The sequence below is a fragment of the Sphaerochaeta sp. genome, assembly GCF_050178175.1.
In the GTDB taxonomy this organism is placed as follows: domain Bacteria; phylum Spirochaetota; class Spirochaetia; order Sphaerochaetales; family Sphaerochaetaceae; genus Sphaerochaeta.
On sequence record NZ_JBFXGH010000023.1, the window covers coordinates 1 to 26638 of the forward strand.

Below are 26638 nucleotides of genomic sequence, written 5' to 3' on the forward strand. Positions count from 1 at the left end.
CTTAATGATCTAACAAACTATCCGCATGCATATGTTCTAGCATGTTTGATGGACCGGCAGATCAAGGCTGAGAGAGCATGGGTTATACCCTGGACAATCAAAAATGATTTGAATTCTTTTGATATCAAGGTTCTGGGAGATCAACCATTACAATACTACCAAGAACTCTTTGTTTCACAATCTCTTCATCGTTTCGGACCAAGCATGGCAAAGACTTTCCATTCTGCAGTGCATAAAATTCTTGCTGATTATAATGGCGATGCATCATTGCTTTGGAGTGGAAATCCAAGCAGTGCTTCAGTTGTATATCGATTTTTACAATTTCATGGCTGTGGGATAAAAATTGCCACCATGGCAGCCAATATTCTAGCTCGCCAATTTAAAGTCCCTTTCTCTGATTATTACTCAATTGATATATCACCTGATGTTCATATCTTTAGGGTGCTTAGAAGAACTGGATTAGTACCAGCAAATGCTGACAGAGAATCCATAATATATAAAGCTCGAGAATTAAACCCTGAATTTCCTGGTATTATCGATTACTCATGTTGGGAGATCGGTCGGAAATATTGTCGTCCTACTAAGATGCTATGTGAAAGCTGTCCTATTGAATCGGATTGTAGGAAGGTTTTCTAAAAAAATCGTACACTATATGGTGCATTGGTTTGTTTCTTCATAACCACGAGGTACTAACGTATTTCAAGGCAACCATGGGTATCCGGTTTACCTCGAAGAGGTCTATAAAGAGGTCTATGAAGAGGCCCATGACGAGGCCCATGATGAGGTCCATGATGAGGTCCATGATGAAATGTGGCCAACAGTGAGAAATTCTCTTTGTTTATTTTTCAACCCTATCCTTGCAAACTCCTTTGTATGGTCTATCATAGATAAGGCACACCAGTGAGGAGGACCCATCTTTCATGCAGGATTCACAGCGTTGCATCGGAATATTCACCGCAGGATTGGATGATGAATATCAATCGGCCATCTGGCATGCCATAGAACAGGAAGCAGCAAAGCGTAGGATGGGAACCATCTCCTTTATTGGCTCCCGCCTTGGATCCCCTATTGCCAGTGAAGCCTCTTCCAACCTCGCATATCACCTTGCCTCTGAGCAGACCATTGATGGCCTGATCATTGTTGCCTCTTCACTTGCATCGTATTTCACCACCATGGACCTGAATAAGTTCTTTGCTCCATGGTCCTCGCTCCCCAGGGTATCGATAGGGATGCACATGCAGGGCATGAGTGACATTACTGCAGAAGGGGAAGAGAGCTTGCGTGCTCTGGTGGACCACTTGGTGACAGTCCATCATAGACGTCGATTTGCTATCATCACGGGGCCGAAGACCCATGAGGAGTCAGTCAAGAGGCTTCAGGCTTGTAGGCAGGCACTTGCAGATAATGAGATCACTATTGACGAGAAACTGATCAGGTCAGGGACATTCACTGACGAATCAGGAAGTGAAGTAGTACGATACTTCATGGAAGCGGAATACTCTTTTGATGCCTTGATCTGTCTCAATGACCGGATGGCATTCGGGGCCATGCAAGAACTCTCGAAATGGAACATCCGTGTACCTGATGATGTATCCCTCATTGGATTTGATGGAATAGACCCCTCCCGATACAGCATTCCCCCACTGACAACCGTAGTACAACCATTGCATGAGATGGGAGTCATTGCCGTGGATATCCTCGATAGGATCATGGCAGGGGGGGAAGAAGAACACATCTCCCTGCCCTGCTCGCCGGTCATCAGGGAGTCCTGCGGTTGCAATCCGCATGTGCACTTCACCCCTGGGCTTCATGAGATGCCGAGCTATGCCACCCCGGCTGAACGTTTGGCAGTGAAAGACTTGGTTCTCCTTGTCCAGCGAGGTGACTACCACCAGATGATAGCCCGTCTCAATCGTGCACTGGATGAGACTACAGCAGAGAGTGGTTCTCTTCATCAGTGGAATGAGTATCTCTCAGTGGTGGAGTATAAGTCACGCAACCAGAGCACCCTGAGTGCCAAGACCCTTGCGATGCTCATGGGAGCAGCCCGTGCATTGACAGGGGATAAGATTGGACGTTTTCAGGCAGCAAAACGGATAGCAGCGGAGAACTCGTTCGAAACGCTCAGAAAGGTAAGTGCCATGCTCAGCGGTACCTTCGAGATGGGGGAGTTGATCACCAACTTGAAACGTGGGTTGCAACTCTTTGGTATCGATCGCGGATATCTGGTGAGATTCCTGAACCACAACCGAAAAGCCCGGCTTCTGATGACCGTCCAACAGGAAGTACTCCCCTTGTCAGCCTTTTTACAGGATTTTCCTGCCCAGCAGATCCTGCCTCCCAGTTTGGACCCAGAGTGGAGGACCCAGCGTTGGGTCCTCTTGCCCTTGGTCTATCTTGATGAACCTCTTGGCTATTTCTTGGTTCCCTTTGGCACTGTCCGTCCTGCCCTCTATGATGTATTGCAAGAACAGATATCCAGCAACCTGAAAGGTTCCCTGCTTCTCCAGAAGATCAGGGAACATGAGAAGAATCTTGAAGAACAGGTTGCCCTGCGTACACGGGACCTCTCCCAGGAGATCAAGCGGAGAACCGAACTGGAACAGGAAGTCATGGAGATTTCCACAAGGACGATGGAGCGCATCGGGCAGGAACTCCATGATGACCTGTGCCAGTATCTTCTTGGCATCTCCCTGCTTGCCTCATCGGCACAACAACAACTCGAAAGCAACCAGGAAACCCAGAAAGAGAGCCTCAGGAAAATCAGTGAGCATCTCAACGAAGCCATTGGGAAGATCAAGACCATCAGCCGTGGGCTGATGCCCATGGAATTGGAACCCCATAGCTTCTTGGAACGTCTGGAGGCCTTGGTAGGAGATAATCTCCGTTTGGTTGCAATCGATATCGATGTAAATGTGGACCCAGCCTTTTCCATACAGGATAGGACCCGAGAACTGAATATATTCAGGATTGTCCAAGAGGCATTGACCAATGCCATAAAACACTCAAAAGCAAAACATATAGAAATATCCTCAGCGAAAAAGATTGATTCCCAGGGAACAAGTGTCCTCTCCCTGGAGGTTCGTGACGATGGAACAGGACTCCCTGAGCATATCCAGGGGGAGGGGCTTGGCCTAAGGATCATGCAGAACAGAGCTGCCATGGCTGATGCAAAGCTCTCTCTCGAAAGTGATGACGAGGGAACCACAGTACAGATTGTATTCAAGGAGTAGGGAATGTCCAATATAGTTAGATTCCTGATTGTGGATGACCACCCACTTTTCCGCCAAGGTTTGGTGAGCGTCATAGAAAATGTGCGAACCTATCAGGTACGAGCTCAAGCAACCACCATCACAGAAGCACTTACCCTACTGGATGAGACAGAGGTGGATGTTGCCCTTGTCGATATCTCCCTCCAGCAAGAGAACGGATTGGAGTTGGTGAAAACTCTCAAGGCAAGCAGGCCTGATGTGCTTTCCATTGTTGTCTCCATGTATGATGAGCTTATATACGCTTCCAGTGCACTCAAGGCAGGGGCACGCGGGTACGTGATGAAGCAGGAGGCTGCTTCATCACTCCTGAAAGCCATCTCCACGGTGCTTAAGGGCAAGGTATATCTCTCAGATGACATGCGTGAACGTATGTTGGACACCCTGCTCCTGCAGGAGTCCTCACAGGAGAGTGACCCCGTGAAGTTGCTCAGCCTTCGGGAGATGGAAGTGCTTCGATTGCTCGGGCAGGGGTGCGGTGTTTCTGAGATAGGGAAGACTCTTAATCTCTCTGTAAAGACGATTAACGTCTACCGGGATAATATCCGGCATAAGCTCTCCATAAGTGACGCAGGAACACTGCGTAAATTTGCCATCAAATGGGTTAAAAGCAACGAAATATAGGTAATATAGGACATTTGTCCTACCCATTTTCAAGGCAAAAGCCCAGTGGCGTTCCCCATCGTGTTCACATAGCATGATGATTGTAGGGCTCCCTATCCAGTACAGCCGTTGTACGAATACTGGGGGTAGTCTATGCAAGTCTCATTTATATGTCAGTTTGACATAGAGTTAAGTAAGGAGGAATCTGTATGAAACGGAACATGCGTATTGTAGTCAGTCTGTTACTGATTTGTTGCATGAGTCTCTCACTGTTTGCTGCCGGCCAGGCAGAGGAAGCAAAACCTGCTCGTAAGGTGATCAACCTGTGGAGCTTCACTGATGAAGTCCCCAAAATGTTGGAGAAGTACAAAGAACTGAATCCTGATTTCGATTATGAGATCAACACAACCATCATCGCTACCACTGATGGTGCGTATCAACCAGCACTTGACCAGGCATTGGCAAGCAGTGGTGAGAATGCTCCTGACATCTATTGTGCTGAGTCTGCATTTGTACTCAAGTACACCCAGGGCGATGCAGCTCACTTTGCAGCTCCCTACAAGGATCTTGGAATTGATGTAGACGCCAAGCTCAAGGAAGCCGACATTGCCCAGTACACCATTGACATCGGCACCAATCCGGACGGTGAGCTCGTTGGCCTTGGTTATCAGGCTACCGGTGGCGCATTCATCTACCGCCGCTCAATTGCAAAGGACGTATGGGGTACTGACGATCCTGCAGTAATCGCTTCAAAAGTCGGTCCCGGTTGGGATAAGTTCTTCAAGGCTGCAGAAGACCTGAAGAAGAAAGGGTATGGAATCATCAGCGGTGATGGAGATATCTGGCATGCCATTGAAGGCAGCAGCGAGAAGGGCTGGATTGTAGATGGAAAACTCTACATCGATCCCGATCGTGAAGCATTCCTTGATGTTGCAAAGATGCTGATCGACAAGGGTTACCACAATGATACCCGTGACTGGACCGATGCATGGTTTGCTGACATGAAAGACGCCGGTGAAAAGCAGATCTTCGGTTTCTTCGGCCCGGCATGGTTGATCAACTACGTCATGGCTGGCAACAGCGGCGGTTCAGCACCTGGTGAAGGCACTTATGGTGACTGGGCGGTTTGTGAACCTCCTGTTGGCTTCTTCTGGGGTGGTACCTGGATACTTGCAAACGACAAGAGCCCGGTCAAGGACGCAGTTGGAGATATCATCGAGTGGATTACCCTCGACAGTTCCGATACCGGTCTGCAGTACTACTGGGCCAATGGGACACTCAATGGTCCTGGTGGGACCAAGGATACCGTTGCTTCCGGGACGGTCATGCGTAAGAGTGATGGAACCTTGGATTTCCTCGGTGGACAGGATATGTTCGATGTATTCGTTCCCGCCGGCAAGTTTGCTACCGGTAAGAACAAGACCCAGTATGATGAGACCATCAACATGTACTGGCGTGACCAGGTCCGAGAATACAGCTACGGAAACAAGACCCGCAGCCAGGCGATTGCAGACTTCAAGCAGCAGGTTGCCGACAACCTCGCAATTGACGTTGATTAATGGATCAATGATTGCCAGGTGTAGGTGACCCCTGCACCTGGCTTGTTTTGCTCCAAGCATCGCAGGGAAGATATCGGTCGATGCACGGTGAATTTTTCTGGAGGACTTGCTCATGCGCAAAAACAACATCAGTTATGCTAAGTACGGATATCTGTTTTCCATCCCTTTCGTGCTTGCCTTTCTTATCTTCAATCTGTATCCGACGATATATACCATCGTTATTGGATTTACCGACCTCAGGGGACTGGGTCGTACAACCTTCAAGTTCCTGGAAGACCCGTTCCAGAATTATAAAAGCATCCTTAATAATGCGACCTTTTTACGTTCACTGCAAACCACCTTTATTATTTGGATTTTCAACTTCATTCCCCAGGTTCTCTTGGCTCTGTTGTTGACCGCATGGTTTACCAATAGACGCCTGAAGATAAAGGCACAGGGCTTGTTCAAGGTATTGATCTACATGCCGAATATCATTACCGCAGCAACCATTGCAATCCTGTTCAACTCCCTTACCGGCTATCCGAAGGGACCTATCAATGACTTACTGATAAAACTTGGTATCCTGGATGCACCGTCAAACTTCCACCTACAAAGTGGAACCGCCAGAGGTGTGGTATCCTTCATCCAGTTCTGGATGTGGTATGGACACTCCATGATCATCCTGATCGCTGGTGTGTTGGGCATCAATCCGACACTGTTTGAGGCTGCAGAGGTGGATGGGGCAACACCTTCCCAGATTTTCTTCAAGATAACCTTGCCCAGACTGAAAACCATTTTGCTGTATGTTCTGGTTACCGGTCTTATCGGCGGTATCCAGATGTTTGATATTCCCAGGCTCTTCCTTTGGGGAGGCCCGGACAATGCAACACTTACCTCGAGTGTATTCATCTACAATCAAGCCTTTGCGGGAAGCTATCTCTACAACCGAGCATCGGCGGCAAGCATGATCGTCTTCATCATCATCCTGGTTCTCTCAGGGATCATGTTCTACTCCATGCGTGACAAGGATGAGATCAAACTCAGAAAATTTGAAAAGAACCGGCTGAAGGAAGAAAAGAGGATGGGGGGAGTACGATGAGAGGAATGAGAGCAACTACCAACCTGAAAAAGACTGGAATCTATATTGTGTGCATTTTCTTGGCACTCTTGAGCATATTCCCTTTCTGGGTCATGTTCATGAATGCAACACGCAGTACTTATGAGATACAGCAGAGTTCCATCGGCCTGATTCCTTCCAAATACTTGATGAGTAACTGGCAGATACTCCAAGGCAAGACCTTTGATCCTCTTGTCGGGTTTATAAACTCCATGATCATCAGCACAGGGGCAACCCTCTGCGCGGTATATTTCTCATCGCTGACAGCATATGCCCTGGTTGCTTACAACTGGAAACTGCGTCAGCCATTCTTTACCTTCATCATGGCCGTCATGATGATTCCAACCCAGGTGAGTGGTATAGGGTTTTACCAGTTCATGTATCGCATCGGGTGGACGAACAGTCTTTGGCCCTTGATCATACCTGCCATAGCAACCCCTGCAATGGTGTTTTTCATGCGGCAGTACCTGATGGCATCTCTCTCGTTGGATATTGTTGACTCTGCAAGAATAGACGGTTCGAGAGAGTTCAATACCTTCAACAGGATCATACTGCCCATCATGAAACCTGCTATGGCAACCCAGGCAATCTTCACCTTTGTATTCAACTGGAATCGTTTGTTCGAACCCTTGATCCTGCTTACCGATGGTGACAAGTATACCATGCCCATCATGGTCAGCCTGCTCAGGGGAGATATCTACAAGACAGAGTACGGTGCGGTCTACCTGGGGTTGTCGTTGACGGTTCTGCCCTTGTTCATCGTCTACTTCTCGCTCTCGAAGCACATTATTGCTGGAGTTGCACTAGGAGCACTGAAAGAGTAGTCGGTCTTGAGATACAAGGATACTGAAATAAGGAGTTGTTAGCACTATGCAGCAGAATAAGGAACGTGCCTTGGAACTGCTCAGGAAGATGAGTATCGAAGAGAAAGTCTCCCAGTTGGTTTCTGCATGGCTTGAGATAGGAATAGATGGATCATTGCATGTACGCGAGTATGGGCAGGCTGAGATGCGTAGTGAAGATATCAAGGCTGAGGTTCTCGGTAAGGGTATCGGCCAACTCACCCGCCCTTATGGAACAATGGCAAACGATCCAGTCCAGCAGGCCAAGGCGATCAACGAGATACAACGGTATCTCATCAAGGAGACACGACTGGGAATTCCAGCTCTCCTTCATGAGGAGTGCTTGACCGGTGCCATGGTGAAGGGAGCAACGATTTTTCCCTCTGCATTGAATTATGGCAGCACCTGGGATCCTTCATTGGTAGGCAGTGTAGGAAAAGCCATTGGGGATGAACTGAGAAGTCTTGGGGTGCATCAGGGGCTTGCCCCAGTTTTGGACGTTGCTCGTGATGCCCGTTGGGGGCGCATTGAGGAAACCTACGGGGAAGACCCGTACCTGTGTGGAGTCATGGGCATTGCTTATGTTCAAGGATTGCAAGGAGAGAAGCGAAGTCCCCTTGCAACGCTGAAGCACTTTGTCGGTCACTCTGCAAGTGAGGGGGGAAGGAACCATGCGCCGGTTCATATCGGTCCGACAGAACTGCAAAATACCTTTGCTCTCCCCTTTGAGATGGTTGTCCGTCATGCACATCCCGGCGCAGTAATGCCGGCTTATCATGACATTGATGGCGTTCCTTGTACCAGCAACCGCTCCTTGGTGACTGACTTGCTTAAACAGCGATGGGGTTTCGATGGATTGGTTGTCGCTGACTATGAGGCAGTTGTGCAATTGTTCCACGACCATCATGTTGCAGGCGATATGGCTGAAGCTGCCGCTTTGGCATTCAATGCTGGTATGGATATCGAATTGCCCGGGTATACCGTATTCAAGGAAGGGTTGATCGAGGCCCTGTACCGTGGATTGGTCAAGGGTGATGCACTTGATGAGGCTGTACTCCGCGTATTGGAAGAGAAGTACAACCAAGGGGTGTTCGAGCATCCGTTCATCAAGGAAGAGGCAATAGAACTGGGCACTGAGAAGAGCCATGCATTGGCGGTAGAGGTGGCAGAGAAGTCGCTTGTCCTGCTCAAGAATGATGGGGTTCTTCCCTTGGGGAATGCACGATCGGTTGCCCTCATCGGCCCTCTAGCCGACCACCCGTATGCAATGTTCGGTGGATACTCGACCCCGATTCATCTCCAAGGATCCCATGGTCCTGAAGAGACAGTCCCTCCGCAGGCAAAAACCATTCGTAGTGCTCTCTCTGAGGCTCTGGGAGACATTCCCCTGACATTCGAGCCGGGGTGCATGCTCTACGAGAGCAAGGTGGAGAAAGCCATCTTCTTTCCAGGGGATGTTCCAGACGGTGGTGAGGAAGCCCATGAGCTCAGCCGGGATACCCAAGGGATTGAAAAAGCGGTTGCCGTTGCTTCATCCGCGGATGTAACGGTCATGGTCGTTGGTGATATCGCTGGGCTGTTCCGTCAGGGAACAGTCGGGGAAGGCTCCGATGCCGATAGCCTGAAACTTCCCGGGGTGCAAGAAGATCTGCTGGAGGCTGTACTGGCTACAGGAAAACCAGTGGTGGTTGTGCTGGTGAGTGGAAGGCCCTACACCATCCATGCAGCAGTTGATCATGCCAGTGCAATACTTGCTGCTTGGCTTCCCGGTGAGGGGGGAGGGGAAGCTATCGCGCGTACCTTGGTGGGTTTGAACAATCCTGGTGGAAAAACGACACTCTCATTTCCCAAGTGTGCTGGTTCCATGCCCTATGCATACAACCACTTCAAGAAGGCTGGCGGGTTGAAGGTCCAGCCACAGTTTGGAGCCCTGTACCCTTTTGGGCATGGGCTGAGCTACACCACCTTCAGCTGGGATGATTTCCAGGTGGAAAACCCCATGATTCAGGGTGATGAAGAGTTTCGCTTCTCCCTTACGGTGCGAAATGACGGAACCTGTAGTGGTGATGAAATCGTACAGGTCTATGTGCAGGACAAGGTTGCCTCCATTGTTCGCCCTGTGAAAGAATTGAAGGCTTTCAGCCGTGTTTCATTGCAGCCGGGAGAGCAGAAACGTCTCTCCTTTACCCTGCCTGCAGACATGCTCTCGTTTGTTGGTAGTGATGCAAGAAGAGTCCTGGAGAGCGGTGATTTCTCTCTTCTTGTCGGCAAGAGCAGTGAGAATATTGTTTTCAGTGAGGAAATTGCAGTACTCGGGAAATCGAAAATATTCCCCAAGGATTGGCGATGTCTCTCTTCTGTCTCTGTCTCTGATTGTAATTAGTTTCTTTTACCTCCACGTTTGGCAACGTACTTGGGCATCCCTGCGGTCTGGTACGTTGCCTCTTTGCTTTTCTACGTGGATGTAACCTTGCAATTCTTTCACAGTGGACTATCATTATATACGAGGTGCCACGATGAATATGATGAGAGATGCCCAATATGCGGGTTCTTGGTATCCAAAGGATCCAGAACTATTGAGACGGCTGGTAACTGAGTCGATAGAAGAGAGCAAGAAGCGGAAAACCTATCAGAGAGGACCCTATAGGTTCGCGGTACTCCCCCACGCAGGCTTGTTCTATTCAAGCAGTGGGATAGCCCCGTTTTTCACCTCAGGGCTCGATTCGATAGAACGTATCGTAGTTATAAGCCCCAGCCATTATGCAACACTCCCCCCCGATACCATCGTCAGTGCGCCTCTTTCGGGAATGAGGACTCCCCTCGGTGATCTTCCTGCCTTCAATCTTATGGGTGCACAAAGAGAGTGGTTCTCTGCCATACAGAGTGAGCATGCCCTGGAGATGGTCCTGCCATACATTGCAGCACAAGAGAGCCCTGTGAAAGTTGCGCTTGCCATGATATCCCGTTTCACGGAGGCAAAGGCTATCGAAAAGCTAGCCGATCAGTTGATGCAGGAACTTGGGAGAGAGGACCTTGAGAAGGGAAGGATTGCAATGATTGCAAGCAGTGACTTCACCCACTATGGACCCCGGTTCGCCTACACCCCCTACGGAAGCAGGGCAGAGAGCAGGGTAAAGGAAGATGATTTAAGCTTGGCTCATCTACTCAGTGAGGGAAGGGTCTCAGAAGCACTAGCCTTCTGTACCGCAAAGCAGTCAACTGTATGCGGCTACGCCGCTGCCTTGTTGGTCTCATCCATTGCCAAGCGGTTGCACAGTAGGGGGTGGGTGGCAGACTACTACACCTCCCAGGATGTCTCCTCGTCAAATGACATGAATTTTGTCGCCTATTCAACGATTCTTTGGAGGTAGGAAAATGAACCAAGTTGACCAAAAGACGCTCTTGATGCTTGCCAGGGAGGCAATAACAAGTACGCTTACCCACTCTGATACGCCAATCTATGATCGACTGAAGAGGGAAGATAGACCTCCTTTTTCCCATGAGCTGGGATGCTTTGTCACAATTCATACAAAGGAAGGGGCCCTGCGTGGCTGTATCGGCAATCTTTGGGGGAGGGGTCCCCTTTGGCAGGAGATACCGAAACTGGCGAGGGAGTCTGCTTTCAATGACCCCCGCTTTCACCCTCTCAAGGAAGCGGAGCTAAAAGAGGTAGTACTCGAAATCTCCCTGCTTTCCAGGTTGCAAGTCATTGATGACTGGAAACAAATACGACTTGGAGTGGATGGTGTGTTGTTGAGTCATGGATACCATCGTGCAGTTTTCCTCCCGCAGGTGGCAACAGAGCAGGGATGGGATCTCCAGACCATGCTCAGTCAGCTTTCAAGGAAAGCCGGCCTTGATCCTGATGCCTATACAGACATGGCTTGTCGTTTTGAAGTGTTCCAGGCTGAGGTGTATACTGAGGACTTGCCGTGAGTACAACAGAGTATCTTGCTTGCGATTTCTGTTATCGCCACTGTAGACTGAAGGACGGAGAAATTGGTTTCTGCGGGGTGCGGGAACGTTCCGGCGATACTATTTTTACCCATAGCTATGGAGGGTTGGTCTCAAGTGCGATAGACCCTGTTGAGAAGAAGCCTCTCTATCACTTCCTGCCGGGGACGAATACCCTCTCCATTGCAATGTTTGGATGCAACCTGACTTGCACCTTCTGCCAGAACTATGCGATCAGCCAGAGAGCGTGGGAGGAGGGAGCTCAGCGAACCTATTACACTGCCAGGGAAGTGGTTCAGCTCGCTGTGGATAACAGGTGTCCTTCCATCAGTTTTACCTATAGCGAGCCCTTGGTGTGGCAGGACTATATGGTCGAGGTGGCAACCTTTGCAAAACGAGAAGGGCTTAAGACAATCATGGTTACCAATGGTACCTTCAGTGAAGAATCCCTGATTCGGATCAGTCCATACATCGATGCATTCAATATTGACATCAAGGGCGATGAAGCCTTTTACCGGAATTACTGCGGGGGAAGCGGACATCCGGTGTGGAATGCCATTGAACACATTGCTCCAAGCAGGGCACATCTGGAGATAACCACCATGATCATGGAAGGGGTGCATACACGAGAAATGATTTCCTCCATTGGAAGGCACCTGTATTCTGCAGGTGTACAGGTCTGGCATCTGAGTCGGTATTTTCCTCGTTATCAGGAACAGAAGAGGGAGACCAGCGAGCATTATCTGAAAGAGGTGGTCCAGGAAGCCCAAGAGTCCATGGTCCCTTTCATCTACCCGGGGAATTCATCCTTGGACCAGAATACCTACTGCCCCTATTGCAGGACCTTGCTGGTACGTCGTTCTTGGGTATCCCTTGAGAGTATCATCGACCATTCCAACTGTCCTGTTTGTGGCAGGCATATATATGGTACCTGGTCATGACTTCTTGCAACGGGAAACGCAGAACGGTACTATTAGCCCCATGGAAACAACAACTACTACGCAATATGTAAAACGTGCCTATGCTTTCAGGGAGAAGGGGCACAACTGTGCACAGGCAGTTGCCTGCAGCTTTGCCGATGTCGTGGGAATCGACGAGAAGAACCTGTTCATCATGAGCGAAGCCTTCGGTGGGGGTATGGGCGGCCATAAGGCAACTTGCGGGGCTGTCAGCGGAGCAGTGCTTATCATCAGCTTGCTTACCTGTGGAGGCAGTGTGGAAGCTGCAACAAAGCAGACATCCTATGACTACGCAGGGGAGATAGTGGACGGATTCCTTGAGCAGAACGGCACACTTGTCTGCAGTGAACTCAGGGGTGATGAGAGTGGTATTGTGTTGCGAACTTGTGACTTGTGTGTTGAGGATGCTGTTGTTTTGTTGCATCAACTGTTGCAAAAGAATAAAAAAATCTCTTGATATTGATATCAGGAGCATAAGTCATAAGACATATTATCTAATCTGTACATATTCTGTTGCATAGGTATTGCATAACCGCAACATTTTCGCTATGGTACGCCTATGCAAACAACCCAGAAAAACCGTGTGGCTGTACTGCTTGGCAGCGAACATGATGCACCGTTGGTCGAAGGGGCCTTTACGGTCTTGCAAGAGTTGGATATTCCCTTTGAGGCACATATTCTCTCGGCACACAGAAGTAGCGAAGCCGCAATCCAATTTGCTGAGAATGCAGCTGGAGAGGGATACGCCGTTTTGATTGCAGCGGCAGGGAAAGCTGCTCACCTTGCAGGGGTTCTGGCAAGCCGAAGCTTGCTTCCCGTCATAGGGCTCCCCCTTTCAGGCTCACTCGATGGTATGGATGCCTTGCTTTCAACCGTGCAGATGCCCACTGGCTATCCTGTGGCAACAGTTGCCATCGATGGGGCGGCCAATGCAGCACTGCTTGCTGCCCAGATTCTGGCCCTTGGCGATGAAGCGCTCGCTTTTCGCATACAAGAGCGCAGAAGAGAGATGACCGAAAAGGTTGCACAAGCTGATGAGCGTTTCCATAGGAGCTTCACCCCTGGGCGGTAAGGCTCTTTTTTATTGACAAGAGAGGATACAGATGCAAAAGCGAACCATGCTCTACGAAGGGAAGGCGAAGCGGGTGTATGAGACTGATGACAAGGATTTGTACATCGTCTCCTACAAGGATGATGCCACGGCATTCAATGGAAAGAAGAGAGGCTCGATACTTGGCAAGGGGGCGATCAACAACAAGGTCACCAATCATATGATGCAACTCTTGGAAAGGGAGGGCATCCCGACTCACTTTGTCGAGCAGCTCAGCGATACCGACACCCTGGTAAAGGCGGTGAAGATCATACCTCTGGAGGTAATCGTCCGCAATATTGCTGCCGGTTCTCTTGCAGCTCGTCTCGGTCTGGATGAGGGGGTGCATCTTGCCACCCCTGTCTTGGAATTCTGTTACAAGCGTGACGATCTGGATGATCCCATGGTGAACACGTATCACATACAGGCGCTCTCCCTGGCAACAGATGACCAGGTGCAGCTGATCACCGACTATGCATTACGTATCAATGGGATACTTAGTTCCTACCTTGAGGACCTGGGCATTACCTTGGTCGATTTCAAGTTGGAGTTTGGGATGACTTCCAGTGGACAGTTGATTCTCAGCGATGAAATCTCCCCCGATACCTGTAGGTTCTGGGATACAAAGACCAACAGGAAGTTGGACAAGGACCGCTTCAGAAGGGACCTTGGCGATGTGGAAGCAGCGTATCAGGAGATATTGTCACGACTGATGGGAGATGCCTGATGAGCTCCCTCAATGAGGCTTGTGGAGTGTTTGGTATTTTCAGCCCCGCCTCGGTCGCTGTCAACCAGGCCTGTTTCAAGGGTCTGTATGCACTGCAGCACCGTGGCCAGGAGGGGTGTGGGATTGCCTTCAACAGTGATGGCATATTGAGTGTCATCAAGGATGTGGGCTTGGTTGCCGATGTTTTCGAACACCCTCCTGAGCTTCCTCCCGGTACTTCCAAGATGGCCATTGCCCATACCCGCTATGGGACGAGTGGGGAGAGAAGTCCTGAAAATGTGCAGCCGCTGATCTTTCATCATATGATGGGCAGTCTAGCCCTGGCCCACAACGGGAATCTGGTCAATGACCAGGAGCTTCGCAGTACGCTGGAGTTGAAAGGATCTCTCTTTCACTCCTCGAGCGATACAGAGGTGTTTGCCCATATCCTCACCAGCCACCGGTTGGAATCCCGAAGTCTGGAGGAGGCACTGTCGAAGACCATGGATGAGGTAAGGGGAGCCTACTCTCTTCTGGTAATGAACGAAGATTCGCTCATTGCCGTGCGGGATCCCCACGGGTTTCGTCCCCTTTGCCTGGGGAAAATAGAAGATGGCTATGTATTTGCCAGTGAAAGTTGTGCACTTGATGCTGTTGGGGCTCGGTTCCTTCGGGATATTGAGCCTGGGGAGATCTGTATCATTGATGGGAAGGATGGGTCGATCCATTCCAACAAAGAGCATTGCAAGAGCGTAAGTTCCAGCCTCTGCGTCTTTGAACTTATCTATTTTGCCCGTCCCGACAGCGTCATCGATACCATCAGTGTCCATGAGGCAAGAATCCGCAGTGGTGCATTCCTCGCCCTGGAGCATCCCGCTCAGGCAGATGTGGTCATAGGTGTGCCTGACAGTGGGATTGATGCGGCAATCGGGTATTCCAGGCAGTCGGGTATCCCCTATGGGATTGGGTTTATCAAGAACAAGTACATCGGCAGGACATTCATCCAACCGAAGCAGGGTGAGCGGGAGAGTACGGTACGTATCAAACTCAATCCGATCAGCTCAACGGTGAGGGGGAAACGAGTGGTTCTGATCGATGATTCCATCGTAAGGGGAACCACAAGCAAGCGTATTGTTCGCCTGCTTAGGGAAGCGGGAGCGAAAGAGGTTCATTTGCGCTCATCGGCTCCTCCATTCCTGTTCCCCTGTTATTACGGTACAGATATTGATTCAAAGAAAGATCTTTTTGCCTGTAATCATGACCATAAGGCCATGGAGGCAATCCTTGGTGTCGACTCACTTGGTTTCCTTACCACTGACCAAGTGATAAAGCTTTCAGATCATCCGGGCATAGGTTTCTGCCGGGCATGTTTTACCGGTGAGTATCCCTGTCCCAAAGCGTTATAGGAGTTGGTTATGCAAGCACAAAGATATGCAGATGCTGGAGTGGATGTGAGGCGGGGTTATAAAGCAGTTGAGCTGATGAAGAAGCATGTTGCCTCCACCATGATTGATGGGGTCCGCTCCAATCTCGGAGGTTTCTCCGGTCTCTTTGAACTCAATCTGGAAGATACTCCCCACCCAGTTCTGGTGTGTGGGACCGATGGGGTTGGAACAAAGCTGAAGATAGCATTTGCCCTTAATCGTCATGATTCAGTAGGAATTGATTGTGTTGCCATGTGCGTCAACGATGTTATCTGCTGCGGTGCAAAACCACGTCTCTTTCTTGATTACATTGCCTTGGGTCTGCTTGCCCCACTGAAAGTGGAACAGATTGTCAAAGGCGTTTCCAAGGGGTGCCTGCAATCAGGATGTGCCCTTATCGGGGGCGAGACGGCAGAGATGCCGGGGTTCTACCAGAGGGGAGAGTATGACCTGGCAGGATTCTGTGTTGCAGTGGCTGAAAAGGAACGAATCTTCGACCCATCCACCATTAAAAGTGGTGACTGCCTCCTGGCACTGCCTTCCAGCGGGGTGCACTCCAATGGATTTTCACTGATCAGACAGGTCTTTGACCTGGATAGGGACCCATCCTTGCTTTTTCATTGGTATGAGGAACTTGGGTGCACCCTGGGTGAAGAGTTGCTTACCCCAACAAGAATCTATGTTTCCCAGGTATTGGAACTTGCCGAAAAGATTTCCATAAAGGGGGCAAGCCACATTACCGGAGGGGGGTTTTATGAGAATATCCCCAGGATGCTCCCTTCTGGACTAGGGGCTGCAATTAATGCGGAATCGATCAAGAAGAAACCGATTTTCAGTCTTATCCAGAATACAGGGTTGATCCCTGACGAAGATATGTATGCCACATTCAATATGGGCGTGGGGATGGTGCTTGTCATCAATAGGGAAGATGCCGAGAGAGCTCTTTCCCTCATCCCTGATTCGTGGGTCCTTGGAGAGGTGACAGATACAGCTAAGGTGGTGATTGCATGATCCGTATCGCTGTGCTGGCAAGTGGGAGTGGGACCAATCTCCAGGCCATGCTTGATGCTGCTGATTCCGGCTTGCTCAGGCATGGTTCGGTTGTCCTGGTGGTCAGCGACAGAAGTGATGCACAAGCTCTGGATCGTGCAAAGATGAAGGGAATTCCTGCTGTTGCCCTTGACAAGAAACAACTCAAGACGGCACGTTTTGAAACAGAACTTCTGGCTTTGCTTGGTACATACCAAACAGATTTGGTGGTGTTGGCCGGTTTCTTGACCATCCTCAGTGGCAATGTTGTGAGGCAGTACCCCGGGAGGATTCTCAATATCCACCCCTCCCTGATACCCAGTTTCTGTGGAAAAGGGTATTATGGCAGGCGTGTGCATGAGGCTGCCCTGGAACGTGGGGTCAAGCTTAGTGGGGCAACTGTACACATAGTCAGCGAAGAAGCGGATGCCGGTCCGATCCTCGCACAGCGCTCGCTCGAGGTGTTTGATGGCGATACGCCGGAAAGTCTGGCAAAGCGGATTCTGGAGACAGTCGAGTGGAAATTGCTTCCTGAAACCGTGGAGCACTATTGTCAATTATTGGAGTATGGAATGGATTTGAACAGAGCACTGCAGGCACAACGATATCCTGGAAGGGGTATTGTGTGTGGATTGAACGAAGAAGGCAAGAGTATTGTTGCCTACTTCATAACCGCACGTAGCGAACACAGCAAAAACCGTCGATTGGTTGCAGATGCGGGGACTGTCAGGACTGAGGCGATTGATGAGCGTTTGGTCAAGGACCCTTCCCTGATCATCTACCGTGCGATGGATACGTATAAAACCAAGCTTGTGGTCTCCAATGGCGACCAGAGTGATACCATCCTCTCCTCGCTTGCTGAAGGCAAGGGAATGGCAGAAGCTCTTGAGGGTCGTACCTATGAACCCGATGCCCCGAACTATACCAGCCGTATCAGTGGTTTGGTTGATTTCTCTGAAGGTGGAGCGTACACCCTCTCGATCCTGAGAAGGAAGAAGGACGAGTGTGAGAGAGCAATCTTTCCCTACCCGCATACAAGGAGAGGGGAAGGGCATCTCATCCATACCTATGAAGGGGACGGCAATCCTCTTCCCGCCTTTGCCGGAAAACCGAGAAAAGTGGTCTTGAAGGGATCGGGAGGAGAGATTGCTACCCAGATATGGAAGAGTCTTGATGAATCGTATCGGGTGGCACTCTGTGTCCGGGAGACCGATCTTTCGGTCGGCTCCTTTGAACTGTTCTTGATCAATGCAGAGAGCGGGAGGTAGAGGTGAATCATTTGGATTTGAAGTATGGATGCAATCCCAACCAAGGACAGGCTCGTATCAGTATGGATATGGGTGATCTCCCCTTGCAGGTGTTGTGCGGAAGCCCAGGATATATCAACTTGCTGGATGCGCTGAACGGATGGCAACTGGTCAGCCAACTCGCAGAGGCTACCGGTCTCAGTGCAGCTGCCTCATTCAAGCATGTCAGCCCTGCAGGAGCGGCGGTCTCGCTTGCATTGGATGAAACAGAGCGCAGGATGTACTTCATCGGGGAGCATGAGGAGCTTTCTCCGCTTGCCACTGCCTACGTTCGTGCCCGTGGTGCTGACCGTATGTCATCCTTCGGGGATTTCATCAGTCTCAGCGAACGTTGTGACCTGCAAACAGCACGAATCATCAAGCGTGAAGTTTCTGATGGGGTCATCGCACCCTCCTACGAACCTGAGGCGCTTGCCTTGTTGCAGAAGAAGAAAGGCGGAAAGTATGTCGTATTGCAGATTGATCCCAACTATGAACCACCTATGCTGGAGACGAGAAGCGTCTTTGGGATTACCTTTACCCAGGAGCGTAATACTGTAGTACTGGATGCATCTGTCCTGGAGCCGATCGTCACACAGAACAAGGATCTGACTGAGGACGCCCGTCTTGACTTGCTCGTTGCACTCAATGCACTGAAGTATACACAGTCGAATTCTGTGTGTTTTGCAAAGCGTGGACAGACCATCGGGGTGGGAGCAGGGCAGCAATCCAGGATCCATTGCACCCGCCTTGCAGGGGAAAAGGCCGATGCCTGGCACCTGCGTCAGTCCAGACAGGTCCTTGACCTTCCCTTCCTTCCAACCTTGAGCAGGAATGAGAAGGATAATGCAGTGGAAGCGTATCTGCGCTCTGAGATCCAGGACCCCGGGCTCTATTTCAGTGAGGATGTGCCCCCGCTCACCGATCAGGAAAAGCGGGATATCCTAGCCTCAGTTACCGGTGTAAGCCTTGCCAGTGATGCCTTCTTCCCCTTCAGGGATAATATAGACCGGGCTTCCCTGAGTGGTGTTTCCTATATTGTGCAAAGTGGAGGTTCCCTGCGTGACGATGCAGTGGTCAAGGCATGTGATGAGCATGGCATCCTGATGGTGTGCAATGCAATCCGTCTCTTCCATCACTAGAAGATGCGTATCCTCATCATCGGTTCAGGCGGCCGTGAACACGCCTTGGCAGCAGTAATTGCAAAGAGTAAGAAGGCAACTGAGCTGTTTTGCATCGGACATAATGCAGGAATTGCATCCATTGCAACGATGGTCTCCATCCCGCTTGATGACCACAATGGGATTGCTGAATTTGCAGTGCAGCATGCAATTGAGTTTGCAGTAATTGGACCCGATGAGGCGCTGGTCGGCGGGCTTGCCGATGTGTTGGAGGCGCAGGGGATTCCCTGTTTTGGTCCAACCAAGGTGGCAAGCCGGCTAGAGGGGAGTAAATCCTATGCAAAGGCTTTTATGGTGCGTAATCATATTCCCACCCCTTCCTATCAGGTGTTTACCGATATTATTACAGCACGTGAGTACCTGTCACGAAGTTTTTTCCCTGTGGTGGTCAAGGCTGATGGACTAGCCCTCGGCAAAGGGGTCGTCATCGCAGAGACTCGTGAGGAGGCTGAAGAGGCTCTGCAGGCAATGATGGTGGAGAAGGTCTTTGCCTCCAGTGGGCAGACCGTCGTGATCGAGGAATTTGTCAGTGGGCCTGAGGTTTCCTTGCTTGTCTTGAGTGATGGAACGCATGTGAAGCCTTTGGTTAGTTGCATGGACCATAAGCGCGCTTTCGATGGGGACAAGGGACCTAATACCGGAGGCATGGGGGTTATCGCCCCAAACCCATTCTACAGTGAACAGGTAGCAGCCGAGTGTATGGAAAGCATCGTGCTTCCCACCATTGCTGCACTGAAGAGGGAAGGCAGTCCGTTTGTGGGCTGTCTCTTTTTTGGTCTCATGCTTACTGCACAAGGCCCTGTGGTCATTGAATACAATTGTCGCTTCGGGGATCCAGAGGCTGAGGTTGCACTTACCCTTTTGGAAGGTGATGCATTGGAAATACTGTTATCCTGCAGGAATGGGACCCTCGATCGTGTCCCGGTGGTGAACAAAAAGGAATCTGCCTGTTCGGTGACACTTGCCAGTGGTGGCTACCCAGTCAGCTATGAAAAGGGAAAAGCGATCACCATCAGGGACCTTCCCCAGCATACTACGCTTTATCATGGTGGAACCACCTATGATGAGCACGGGAATTTGCTGACTGACGGGGGCAGGGTCCTTCATGTGGTGGGGACCGGTGAGACGCTGGCTAAGGCGATACGTGTGGCGTATGAGGCAGTGGATGCTGTTTCCTATGAGGGAAAGCAGTATCGAAGGGATATTGGGAAGAGAGCATTGCAGGAGGAAGAGCATGGTTCGTCGTGTATACATAACCCGGGGGAGTAAGTTTCGGTCAAGGGAACAGGCACTGGCAACCGAACTCCGTCAGTTCCTCGGCATAAGAGACCTGAGAGGAGTTCGTATATACTATCGCTATGATGTTGAGCATCTCGAAGAAGAGGACTTCAGGTCACTCTGCAACCGTATCCTGATGTTGCCCGGAAGGGATGAGATACTCCAGGAATTGCCTCCCAGCGATTGGATGCTGGCAATCCAGATGCATGAAGGGCAATTCGACCAGAGAGCAGCAGCTGTACAGCTCTCCTTGCGATTACTCCTGGAGGATGAAAGAGAAGCAACCATCAGATGCGCCACCATCTATGGTTTCGATGGAACGTTTACGGGAGAGGAGAAAGAGAAGATTCGGACCTACCTCATCAATCCTGTTGAGGCAAGGGAGGTATCGTTTCTCCTTCCTGAGCATCTGACAGCTGAAATTGAGCCACCCGCGTTTCCTCCTGTGATCCATGATTTCCGTTTTTCCACAGATCATGAGAAGACGAAATCTACCTACCGATTGGCAATGGATGCAGCGGACCTTGCCGTGGTTCAGAACCACTTCCGTGAAATAGGGAGGGACCCCACCTATACGGAACTGAGGGTCATCGACACCTATTGGTCGGACCATTGTCGGCATACCACATTCTTGACCCAGTTGGATAAGGTAACCATTGAAGACCCAGAGATTGCAGCGACCTATGCGTCCTACCTGGAGGACAGGAATCAATTGGGCAGAGACAACCCAGTGAGCCTGATGGACCTGGCAACCATAGCTGCGAAGGTACTCAAGAAGAAAGGGAAGCTGGAAAACCTGGACCTCTCTGAGGAGATCAATGCATGCTCGGTGAGGATTGCCGTGGATACCCCCGACGGCTTGGAGCCATACCTGTTGCAGTTCAAGAATGAGACACACAATCACCCGACCGAGATCGAACCCTTTGGGGGAGCGGCTACCTGTATAGGCGGGGCAATCAGGGATCCCCTTTCAGGGAGGGCCTTTGTCCACCAGGCTATGAGAATCTCCGGTAGTGCAGATCCGCGTATCCCGCTCTCCCAGACCATGGAAGGAAAACTCCCCCAGCGGACGATTGCCCTACGCTCCAGCCAGGGATACAGCTCCTACGGTAATCAGATAGGCTTGGCAACCAGCCTGGTTGAGGAAGTGTACCATCCAAACTTCATCGCCAAGCATATGGAACTTGGCTTTGTCCTTGGTTGTGTACCCCAACGCTATGTCAGGCGGGAGCGACCTGCTCCTGGTGATCTGGTAGTGTTGGTGGGGGGACGTACGGGAAGAGATGGGTGTGGGGGGGCCACAGGTTCCTCCAAAGGACACGATACACAATCCCTCGAATCATGCGGGGCTGAAGTACAGAAAGGGAATGCACCAGAGGAGCGCAAACTGCAGAGATTGATGCGTAATCCAGAAGCCATCAGTATGATCAAGCGATGCAATGACTTTGGTGCCGGTGGGGTGAGTGTTGCAATCGGTGAGCTTGCTGACGGGCTTGTCATTGACCTGGACAGGATCCCGGTCAAATATGCAGGTTTGGATGGGACAGAACGAGCCATCAGTGAGAGTCAGGAACGTATGGCGATGGTGGTGGAAGAGAGCGATGCAGAGGCGTTCATCCGCCTGGCTGAAGGGGAAAACCTTGAGGCAACCGTGGTGGCAACCGTTACAGGGTCCCCTCACTTGATCATGCTCTACCAGGGACAGAAGCTTGTCGATTTACAGCGAAGGCTGCTGGACAGCAATGGGGCAGCAAAGCACACAACCGTATCGATTCCCCTTGCAGCAAGGAAAAAGGAAGCTCCTGCTCCACCATTTGATGCATCAGCCTTCAGGAGACTCTTGGAAGACTTGAATGTGGCAAGCAAGCAACCCTTGGCTCAACGATTTGACAGTACCATTGGATCCACTACTATGCACTATCCCTTTGGGGGGAAGTACCAGAGGACACCAGCGCAGTGTATTGCATCCACAATTCCCCTCAGACGAGGGGAGTCCAGGACTGTGACGCTGGCTTCCTGGGGGTATGATCCCTACGTGATGAGTGAGAACCCCTATCAAGGGGCATTCACTTCTGTGGTGCATTCTCTTGCAAAGGTGGTGGCTTGTGGAGGTGACCTTGCAGAGACGTACCTCTCCTTCCAGGAGTATTTTGGTAGGGTTGGTACTGACCCTGTGAGGTGGGGTATTCCAATGGCGGCACTTCTTGGTGCCTACAAGGCACAGAAGTTATTCTCGGTGGCTGCCATCGGAGGCAAGGATTCCATGAGTGGCACGTTCCAGGATATTGATGTTCCTCCTACCTTGGTGAGTTTTGCAGTATCGAAGACTGACGCCCATAGCTTGGTTTCCCAGGAATTCAAACGGATTGGCTCGACGCTGGTATTGCTCTCTTGTGACAAGGAAGAGGACCTACCTGCGTTATTTGCAGAAGTGAAACAGGCAAAAGCACTCAGTGCCTATGCCCTTGGCTATGGAGGTATTGCCGAAGCAGTGGCAAAGATGGCACTGGGAAACCGAATCGGCTGTGAGCTTACCACAAAGGAAAATCTGCAGGAAAAGCGCTATGGTGCCTTTTTGCTGGAATTGGATCCAATGGACCGGCACATCGGGGTCCCCATCGGGCGTACCATCAAGGCTGAACAACTCTGCTTCCCCTGTTTCTCAGTGGACCTTGCCACCGTGGAACAGTGGCTGCTCTCCCCGCTCTCCTCGGTCTATGGATCGGTCAATCCAACAAGGGATGAACAACCCATTCCCTCTCTGGAGTATCACAAGCGATTGAATACACATTCCCGTTATCCAAAGAAGAAGCCGAGGATCCTGCTTCCGGTCTTCGAGGGAACCAACTGTGAATATGATGTGGAACGGGCTTGGGAATATTGTGGCGGGGAACCGGAGATCTTTGTGATCAACACGATGGGCCCTAACCGGATTGCCTCAAGCATCAAGCAATTCACACGGATTCTGTCAGAGTCCCAGATCCTGTTTCTCAGTGGAGGTTTTTCCGCCAGCGATGAACCTGACGGTTCGGGCAAGCTGATTGCTACCTTTTTGCGTAATGAACTGGTCACGAAAGAGATCCAATCACTCTTGAATGAGCGCGATGGATTGGTAGGGGGTATCTGCAATGGGTTTCAGGCCTTGCTTCAAGTTGGCCTGTTGCCGCATGGAGCAATTACAGAAAATCGGAGTGGAGACCCTTTGCTGATAGAAAACATCCAAGGGCACCATATCTCCTCACTGGTCCATTGCAGGGTCTCTTCCGTGCTCTCCCCGTGGATGGGAGCCTACCAGGTAGGGGATACACAGTTGATTCCCATCAGCCATGGGGAAGGAAATTTCTTTGCATCTGTTGAGACACTGGAAAAACTCGGGAAGCATGGGCAGATTGCAACGCAGTATGTCGATGAGAGAGGCAAGCCACTTGCCCCCAACGGCTCTCTTTGGGCAATTGAGGGAATAAGCAGTCAGGATGGAAAAGTCTTTGGACGGATGGCTCACAGCGAGAGGATTGTGAGCCGGCTCTACACAAATACGCCTTCAGTTCCTGATGCTGGGTTGTTTTGGGGTGCTGTTCGCTATTTTTCCTAGGAATTGTGTCAGATGGTGACAATAAGGTTTTTTTCTTGACCCTCTTGTGTCAATATGACTCAATGCAAGTGAAAGTGGTATATAATGAGAGAATGTATGATGGATGTTGCAGATTAGTTTACGAGTTGATAATTTAATAAAATATAAGGAATTAAATATTTATTATGTAAAAATATATGGATGAATGAGAATTTGGCACGCTGATTGCATTCTACTTTGTGTAGAAAAATGAAACACAATGACCATATGGAGGTGTCAACATGAAATATTATGTAACGTACAATGACAGCAACCCTGTTTCGGAATTTGATTCCTTGTTTAAGGACCTTTGGGCTGACTGGGGCACCAATCGAAGTAAAATTCCCCCAGTAGATATCTATGAAACCGAGAAAGCGTATGTGATTGAAGCTGAACTTGCTGGGTATAGGCAGGAAGAGGTAAGTGTCAATATCGAGAAGCATGTCCTGACGATCAGCAGTGACAAGCAAAACCTGAAGAGTGCAGATGAAAAGCAGAAGAACCTGGTTCGTGAGCGATACTTCAAGAAGTTTGAGCGTTCCTTCAGTCTTCCCGAGGATATTGATGAAGAAAAGATCGAAGGCGAGTTCGCCGACGGTGTCCTGACCATCACCCTTCCGAAGAAAAAAGAAGTACTTCCAAAGTCCATTGAAGTAAAGATCAAGTAAGAAAGTACTCCGTGTAGCGCAGTATCCACCCCTTTGCATAGAACAGCCTGCAGGTTTCTGCAGGCTGTCTTGTGTCTATGTCAGTCGAGAATGATCAGGGCCAGGAAGGTAAGGGGCTCTGCTTCCTCATTCCTGATTGCGTGACTTGCGCCACCGCCGGTGATGACCAAGTCTCCTTTCTCCACGACCTTGTCACCATCGACTTCAGTAACAATGCCTTTCCCTGAGGTTATCCAGTAATACTCAGTCTCGTTTACATGATTGTGTTCCCCGATGCTGCAGCCTTTCTCCAGACGAATCTCGGAGAAGAGTCTGCAATGGGCGACACTGCCTTCTTCAGCGAGGGCTTTCAGGACGACCTGTCCTGTTCCTTCCCGCATTTTCTCTTTAATGGTTACTTGCATGGTTGTTGATTTTTTGATCATGGTTACTCCTCCTATGTGTAGTGTGCCAGCTCCAAAGGAGTTGGGCAAGACATACTTGACACTACAGAGTGATAAAAGAATACTAAATACAACGTAGTAAGACAGCATTAGCGATATTTTCCACGTGCAGTGTGCATGATCCTGATCTGCATCCTTGTCGGAAGGTTTCGGTATGTCAAGATATCATGCTGAGGAGAAGACATGAACAAAATTTTGGCTAAACAACGGTTATCGAAGGAAGTGTTCCGCATGGAGATTGAAGCCCCTGAGATCGCAGAGGCAAGAAAACCCGGTCAATTCATCATCCTGCAGATGGGTGGGGAATTTGACGAACGTATTCCTTTGACCATAGCCAATGCAGATCCTGTAAAAGGTTCAATTACCTTGATCTTCCAGGCAGTGGGAGAGACAACCCACCGTCTTGCGCTGCTCGAGCCTGGGGATATCATCGAAAACCTGTTGGGCCCTCTTGGCAAGCCAACCGACATCAAGAAATATGGAAAGGTTGTCTGTGTAGGGGGAGGCATTGGAGTTGCCCCGCTCTTTCCTATTGTGGAAGGCATGAAGAAAGCCGGCAATGAGGTGACGGTGATCATGGGTGCACGAACAAAAGAACTCCTGATCATGGAGGAGGAAATGCGGGAAACCGCTGATGAGGTGATTGTTGTCACTGATGATGGTTCCTATGGCAGGAAAGCCCTGGTAACTGTTCCCCTTAAGGAGATTTGTGAAGAGGACAAGCCTGACTGTGTGGTCATCATCGGGCCTCCTGTCATGATGAAGTTTGCCGCCCTCACCACCAAACCCTATGGTATTCATACGATCGTCTCCCTGAACACCATCATGATCGATGGTACAGGTATGTGCGGTGGTTGTCGTGTTACCATAGGAGGAGAGACAAAGTTTGTCTGTGTCGATGGTCCTGAATTTGATGGTCATCTGGTTGATTGGGACAATATGTTGCTTCGACTCGGTACCTACAAGAGTGAGGAAGCAGAGGCACACCACCGCTGCCATATTGGACTGAATATCAAAGAAGGAGAGGCATAGGCATATGCATATGACGAAAGAAACACTTGATGCTCAAGCTAAAGAGCTGCTTGATCAACTGAAAGATAAGACACTCAGCCCTAGGGATAGGGCACAGATTCCCCTCCAGGAGATGCCAAGCCAGGCTCCAGAGGTTCGTGTATGCAATATGGAAGAGGTTGCCCTTGGTTATACGGACAACCAGGTCCGCGTTGAGGCCATGCGCTGCCTCCAGTGCAAGAATGAACCCTGTATTGCTGGTTGTCCTGTTTCCATCAATATCCCTGCCTTCATCGCAGAAGCAGCAAAGGGAAACTACGGCAAGTCAGTGGAGATCATCAAGGAGAGCAGCCTCTTGCCATCCATCTGTGGCCGTGTCTGCCCCCAGGAAGCTCAATGCCAGAAATTCTGTACCGTAGGGAAGATGCACAAGGATGTCGAGCAGTCGGTTTCCATTGGTCGCATTGAACGCTATGTCGCTGATTATGCAAGAGAGCATGGTCTTGAGAGGGTTCCTCCCATCAAGCCTGATAGTGGACGTAAGGTTGCTGTTGTAGGGTCTGGTCCTGCAAGTATCTCAGCTGCAGCCGATCTACGCAGGGAAGGCCACTCTGTAGTGATGTTTGAGGC

Annotated in this window: 22 protein-coding genes and 1 pseudogene; 22 read left to right on the forward strand and 1 reads right to left on the reverse strand. The window is 50.2% G+C overall.

Going from position 1 to position 26638, the window contains the following annotated elements; genetic code table 11:
* The 20 genes from AB7S66_RS04370 to AB7S66_RS04465 all read left to right on the forward strand — a co-directional run.
* Window positions 1-636: hypothetical protein (locus AB7S66_RS04370; RefSeq protein WP_428518247.1), on the forward strand; the 636-nt coding region annotated here is incomplete at its 5' end.
* A gap of 284 nt (window positions 637-920) precedes the next feature.
* A complete protein-coding gene (locus AB7S66_RS04375; RefSeq protein WP_428518248.1) occupies window positions 921-3233 on the forward strand; it encodes a substrate-binding domain-containing protein in 2313 nt (770 codons plus the stop codon).
* 3 nt (window positions 3234-3236) lie between these two features.
* Window positions 3237-3893 (forward strand): response regulator transcription factor, encoded by a 657-nt coding sequence (locus tag AB7S66_RS04380; protein ID WP_428518249.1) that lies wholly within the window; start codon window positions 3237-3239, stop codon window positions 3891-3893.
* Window positions 3894-4081: 188 nt separating this feature from the next.
* Complete coding sequence (locus tag AB7S66_RS04385; RefSeq protein ID WP_428518250.1) at window positions 4082-5431, forward strand: carbohydrate ABC transporter substrate-binding protein; 1350 nt, start codon at window positions 4082-4084, stop codon at window positions 5429-5431.
* A 112-nt stretch (window positions 5432-5543) separates the two neighbouring features.
* The gene (locus AB7S66_RS04390) at window positions 5544-6509 is read left to right on the forward strand and encodes a carbohydrate ABC transporter permease (protein WP_428518251.1); all 966 of its coding nucleotides are present in this window, start codon (window positions 5544-5546) and stop codon (window positions 6507-6509) included.
* Window positions 6506-7351, forward strand: coding sequence for a carbohydrate ABC transporter permease (locus AB7S66_RS04395; RefSeq protein WP_428518252.1), 846 nt, complete (start codon window positions 6506-6508; stop codon window positions 7349-7351). Before AB7S66_RS04390 ends, AB7S66_RS04395 begins: the two co-directional genes overlap by 4 nt.
* 46 nt (window positions 7352-7397) lie before the next feature.
* Entirely contained in the window at window positions 7398-9752 is a 2355-nt protein-coding gene (locus AB7S66_RS04400; RefSeq protein ID WP_428518253.1) for a glycoside hydrolase family 3 N-terminal domain-containing protein, read from the forward strand.
* A 133-nt stretch (window positions 9753-9885) separates the two neighbouring features.
* A complete protein-coding gene (gene amrB / locus AB7S66_RS04405) occupies window positions 9886-10740 on the forward strand; it encodes an AmmeMemoRadiSam system protein B (protein WP_428518254.1) in 855 nt (284 codons plus the stop codon).
* A 4-nt stretch (window positions 10741-10744) separates the two neighbouring features.
* Window positions 10745-11305: an AmmeMemoRadiSam system protein A gene (amrA, locus tag AB7S66_RS04410; RefSeq protein ID WP_428518255.1), complete on the forward strand. Its 561-nt coding sequence runs from the start codon at window positions 10745-10747 to the stop codon at window positions 11303-11305.
* Window positions 11302-12264: an AmmeMemoRadiSam system radical SAM enzyme gene (gene amrS / locus AB7S66_RS04415; protein ID WP_428518256.1), complete on the forward strand. Its 963-nt coding sequence runs from the start codon at window positions 11302-11304 to the stop codon at window positions 12262-12264. Before amrA ends, amrS begins: the two co-directional genes overlap by 4 nt.
* A gap of 40 nt (window positions 12265-12304) precedes the next feature.
* The gene (locus AB7S66_RS04420; RefSeq protein ID WP_428518257.1) at window positions 12305-12739 is read left to right on the forward strand and encodes a C-GCAxxG-C-C family protein; all 435 of its coding nucleotides are present in this window, start codon (window positions 12305-12307) and stop codon (window positions 12737-12739) included.
* A 102-nt stretch (window positions 12740-12841) separates the two neighbouring features.
* A complete protein-coding gene (gene purE, locus AB7S66_RS04425; protein ID WP_428518258.1) occupies window positions 12842-13354 on the forward strand; it encodes a 5-(carboxyamino)imidazole ribonucleotide mutase in 513 nt (170 codons plus the stop codon).
* Window positions 13355-13385: 31 nt separating this feature from the next.
* Complete coding sequence (purC, locus tag AB7S66_RS04430) at window positions 13386-14099, forward strand: phosphoribosylaminoimidazolesuccinocarboxamide synthase (RefSeq protein ID WP_428518259.1); 714 nt, start codon at window positions 13386-13388, stop codon at window positions 14097-14099.
* A complete protein-coding gene (gene purF / locus AB7S66_RS04435; protein ID WP_428518260.1) occupies window positions 14099-15484 on the forward strand; it encodes an amidophosphoribosyltransferase in 1386 nt (461 codons plus the stop codon). The genes purC and purF overlap by 1 nt, the downstream gene beginning before the upstream one ends.
* A 9-nt stretch (window positions 15485-15493) precedes the next feature.
* A complete protein-coding gene (gene purM / locus AB7S66_RS04440) occupies window positions 15494-16513 on the forward strand; it encodes a phosphoribosylformylglycinamidine cyclo-ligase (protein WP_428518261.1) in 1020 nt (339 codons plus the stop codon).
* Window positions 16510-17799 (forward strand): phosphoribosylglycinamide formyltransferase, encoded by a 1290-nt coding sequence (purN, locus tag AB7S66_RS04445; RefSeq protein WP_428518262.1) that lies wholly within the window; start codon window positions 16510-16512, stop codon window positions 17797-17799. Before purM ends, purN begins: the two co-directional genes overlap by 4 nt.
* Before the next feature lie 2 nt (window positions 17800-17801).
* A complete protein-coding gene (locus AB7S66_RS04450; RefSeq protein ID WP_428518263.1) occupies window positions 17802-18959 on the forward strand; it encodes a phosphoribosylaminoimidazolecarboxamide formyltransferase in 1158 nt (385 codons plus the stop codon).
* A gap of 3 nt (window positions 18960-18962) precedes the next feature.
* A complete protein-coding gene (purD, locus tag AB7S66_RS04455; protein ID WP_428518264.1) occupies window positions 18963-20267 on the forward strand; it encodes a phosphoribosylamine--glycine ligase in 1305 nt (434 codons plus the stop codon).
* Window positions 20233-23868 (forward strand): phosphoribosylformylglycinamidine synthase, encoded by a 3636-nt coding sequence (locus tag AB7S66_RS04460; RefSeq protein ID WP_428518265.1) that lies wholly within the window; start codon window positions 20233-20235, stop codon window positions 23866-23868. Before purD ends, AB7S66_RS04460 begins: the two co-directional genes overlap by 35 nt.
* A 260-nt stretch (window positions 23869-24128) precedes the next feature.
* On the forward strand, window positions 24129-24554 hold the full coding sequence (locus tag AB7S66_RS04465; RefSeq protein ID WP_428518266.1) for an Hsp20/alpha crystallin family protein: 426 nt from the start codon (window positions 24129-24131) through the stop codon (window positions 24552-24554).
* Window positions 24555-24634: 80 nt separating this feature from the next.
* Here AB7S66_RS04465 and AB7S66_RS04470 read toward each other — a convergent pair whose 3' ends face one another.
* Window positions 24635-24979 (reverse strand): cupin domain-containing protein, encoded by a 345-nt coding sequence (locus tag AB7S66_RS04470; protein ID WP_428518267.1) that lies wholly within the window; start codon window positions 24977-24979, stop codon window positions 24635-24637.
* A 201-nt stretch (window positions 24980-25180) separates the two neighbouring features.
* On the opposite strand from AB7S66_RS04470, the gene AB7S66_RS04475 reads away from it, so the two are divergent.
* Both AB7S66_RS04475 and AB7S66_RS04480 read left to right on the forward strand, forming a co-directional pair.
* A complete protein-coding gene (locus AB7S66_RS04475; RefSeq protein ID WP_428518268.1) occupies window positions 25181-26029 on the forward strand; it encodes a sulfide/dihydroorotate dehydrogenase-like FAD/NAD-binding protein in 849 nt (282 codons plus the stop codon).
* 4 nt (window positions 26030-26033) lie between these two features.
* Window positions 26034-26638: pseudogene (locus tag AB7S66_RS04480) on the forward strand (dihydropyrimidine dehydrogenase); the annotation flags it as partial.

Bases quoted from the DNA above. Each gene is read 5' to 3' on its own strand.
- AB7S66_RS04375 (WP_428518248.1), top strand. From the start codon at position 921: ATGCAGGATTCACAGCGTTGCATCGGAATATTCACCGCAGGATTGGAT.
- AB7S66_RS04380 (WP_428518249.1), top strand. From the start codon at position 3,237: ATGTCCAATATAGTTAGATTCCTGATTGTGGATGACCACCCACTTTTC.
- AB7S66_RS04385 (WP_428518250.1), top strand. From the start codon at position 4,082: ATGAAACGGAACATGCGTATTGTAGTCAGTCTGTTACTGATTTGTTGC.
- AB7S66_RS04390 (WP_428518251.1), top strand. From the start codon at position 5,544: ATGCGCAAAAACAACATCAGTTATGCTAAGTACGGATATCTGTTTTCC.
- AB7S66_RS04395 (WP_428518252.1), top strand. From the start codon at position 6,506: ATGAGAGGAATGAGAGCAACTACCAACCTGAAAAAGACTGGAATCTAT.
- AB7S66_RS04400 (WP_428518253.1), top strand. From the start codon at position 7,398: ATGCAGCAGAATAAGGAACGTGCCTTGGAACTGCTCAGGAAGATGAGT.
- amrB (WP_428518254.1), top strand. From the start codon at position 9,886: ATGAATATGATGAGAGATGCCCAATATGCGGGTTCTTGGTATCCAAAG.
- amrA (WP_428518255.1), top strand. From the start codon at position 10,745: ATGAACCAAGTTGACCAAAAGACGCTCTTGATGCTTGCCAGGGAGGCA.
- AB7S66_RS04420 (WP_428518257.1), top strand. From the start codon at position 12,305: ATGGAAACAACAACTACTACGCAATATGTAAAACGTGCCTATGCTTTC.
- purE (WP_428518258.1), top strand. From the start codon at position 12,842: ATGCAAACAACCCAGAAAAACCGTGTGGCTGTACTGCTTGGCAGCGAA.
- purC (WP_428518259.1), top strand. From the start codon at position 13,386: ATGCAAAAGCGAACCATGCTCTACGAAGGGAAGGCGAAGCGGGTGTAT.
- purF (WP_428518260.1), top strand. From the start codon at position 14,099: ATGAGCTCCCTCAATGAGGCTTGTGGAGTGTTTGGTATTTTCAGCCCC.
- purM (WP_428518261.1), top strand. From the start codon at position 15,494: ATGCAAGCACAAAGATATGCAGATGCTGGAGTGGATGTGAGGCGGGGT.
- purN (WP_428518262.1), top strand. From the start codon at position 16,510: ATGATCCGTATCGCTGTGCTGGCAAGTGGGAGTGGGACCAATCTCCAG.
- purD (WP_428518264.1), top strand. From the start codon at position 18,963: ATGCGTATCCTCATCATCGGTTCAGGCGGCCGTGAACACGCCTTGGCA.
- AB7S66_RS04460 (WP_428518265.1), top strand. From the start codon at position 20,233: ATGGTTCGTCGTGTATACATAACCCGGGGGAGTAAGTTTCGGTCAAGG.
- AB7S66_RS04465 (WP_428518266.1), top strand. From the start codon at position 24,129: ATGAAATATTATGTAACGTACAATGACAGCAACCCTGTTTCGGAATTT.
- AB7S66_RS04470 (WP_428518267.1), bottom strand. From the start codon at position 24,979: ATGATCAAAAAATCAACAACCATGCAAGTAACCATTAAAGAGAAAATG.
- AB7S66_RS04475 (WP_428518268.1), top strand. From the start codon at position 25,181: ATGAACAAAATTTTGGCTAAACAACGGTTATCGAAGGAAGTGTTCCGC.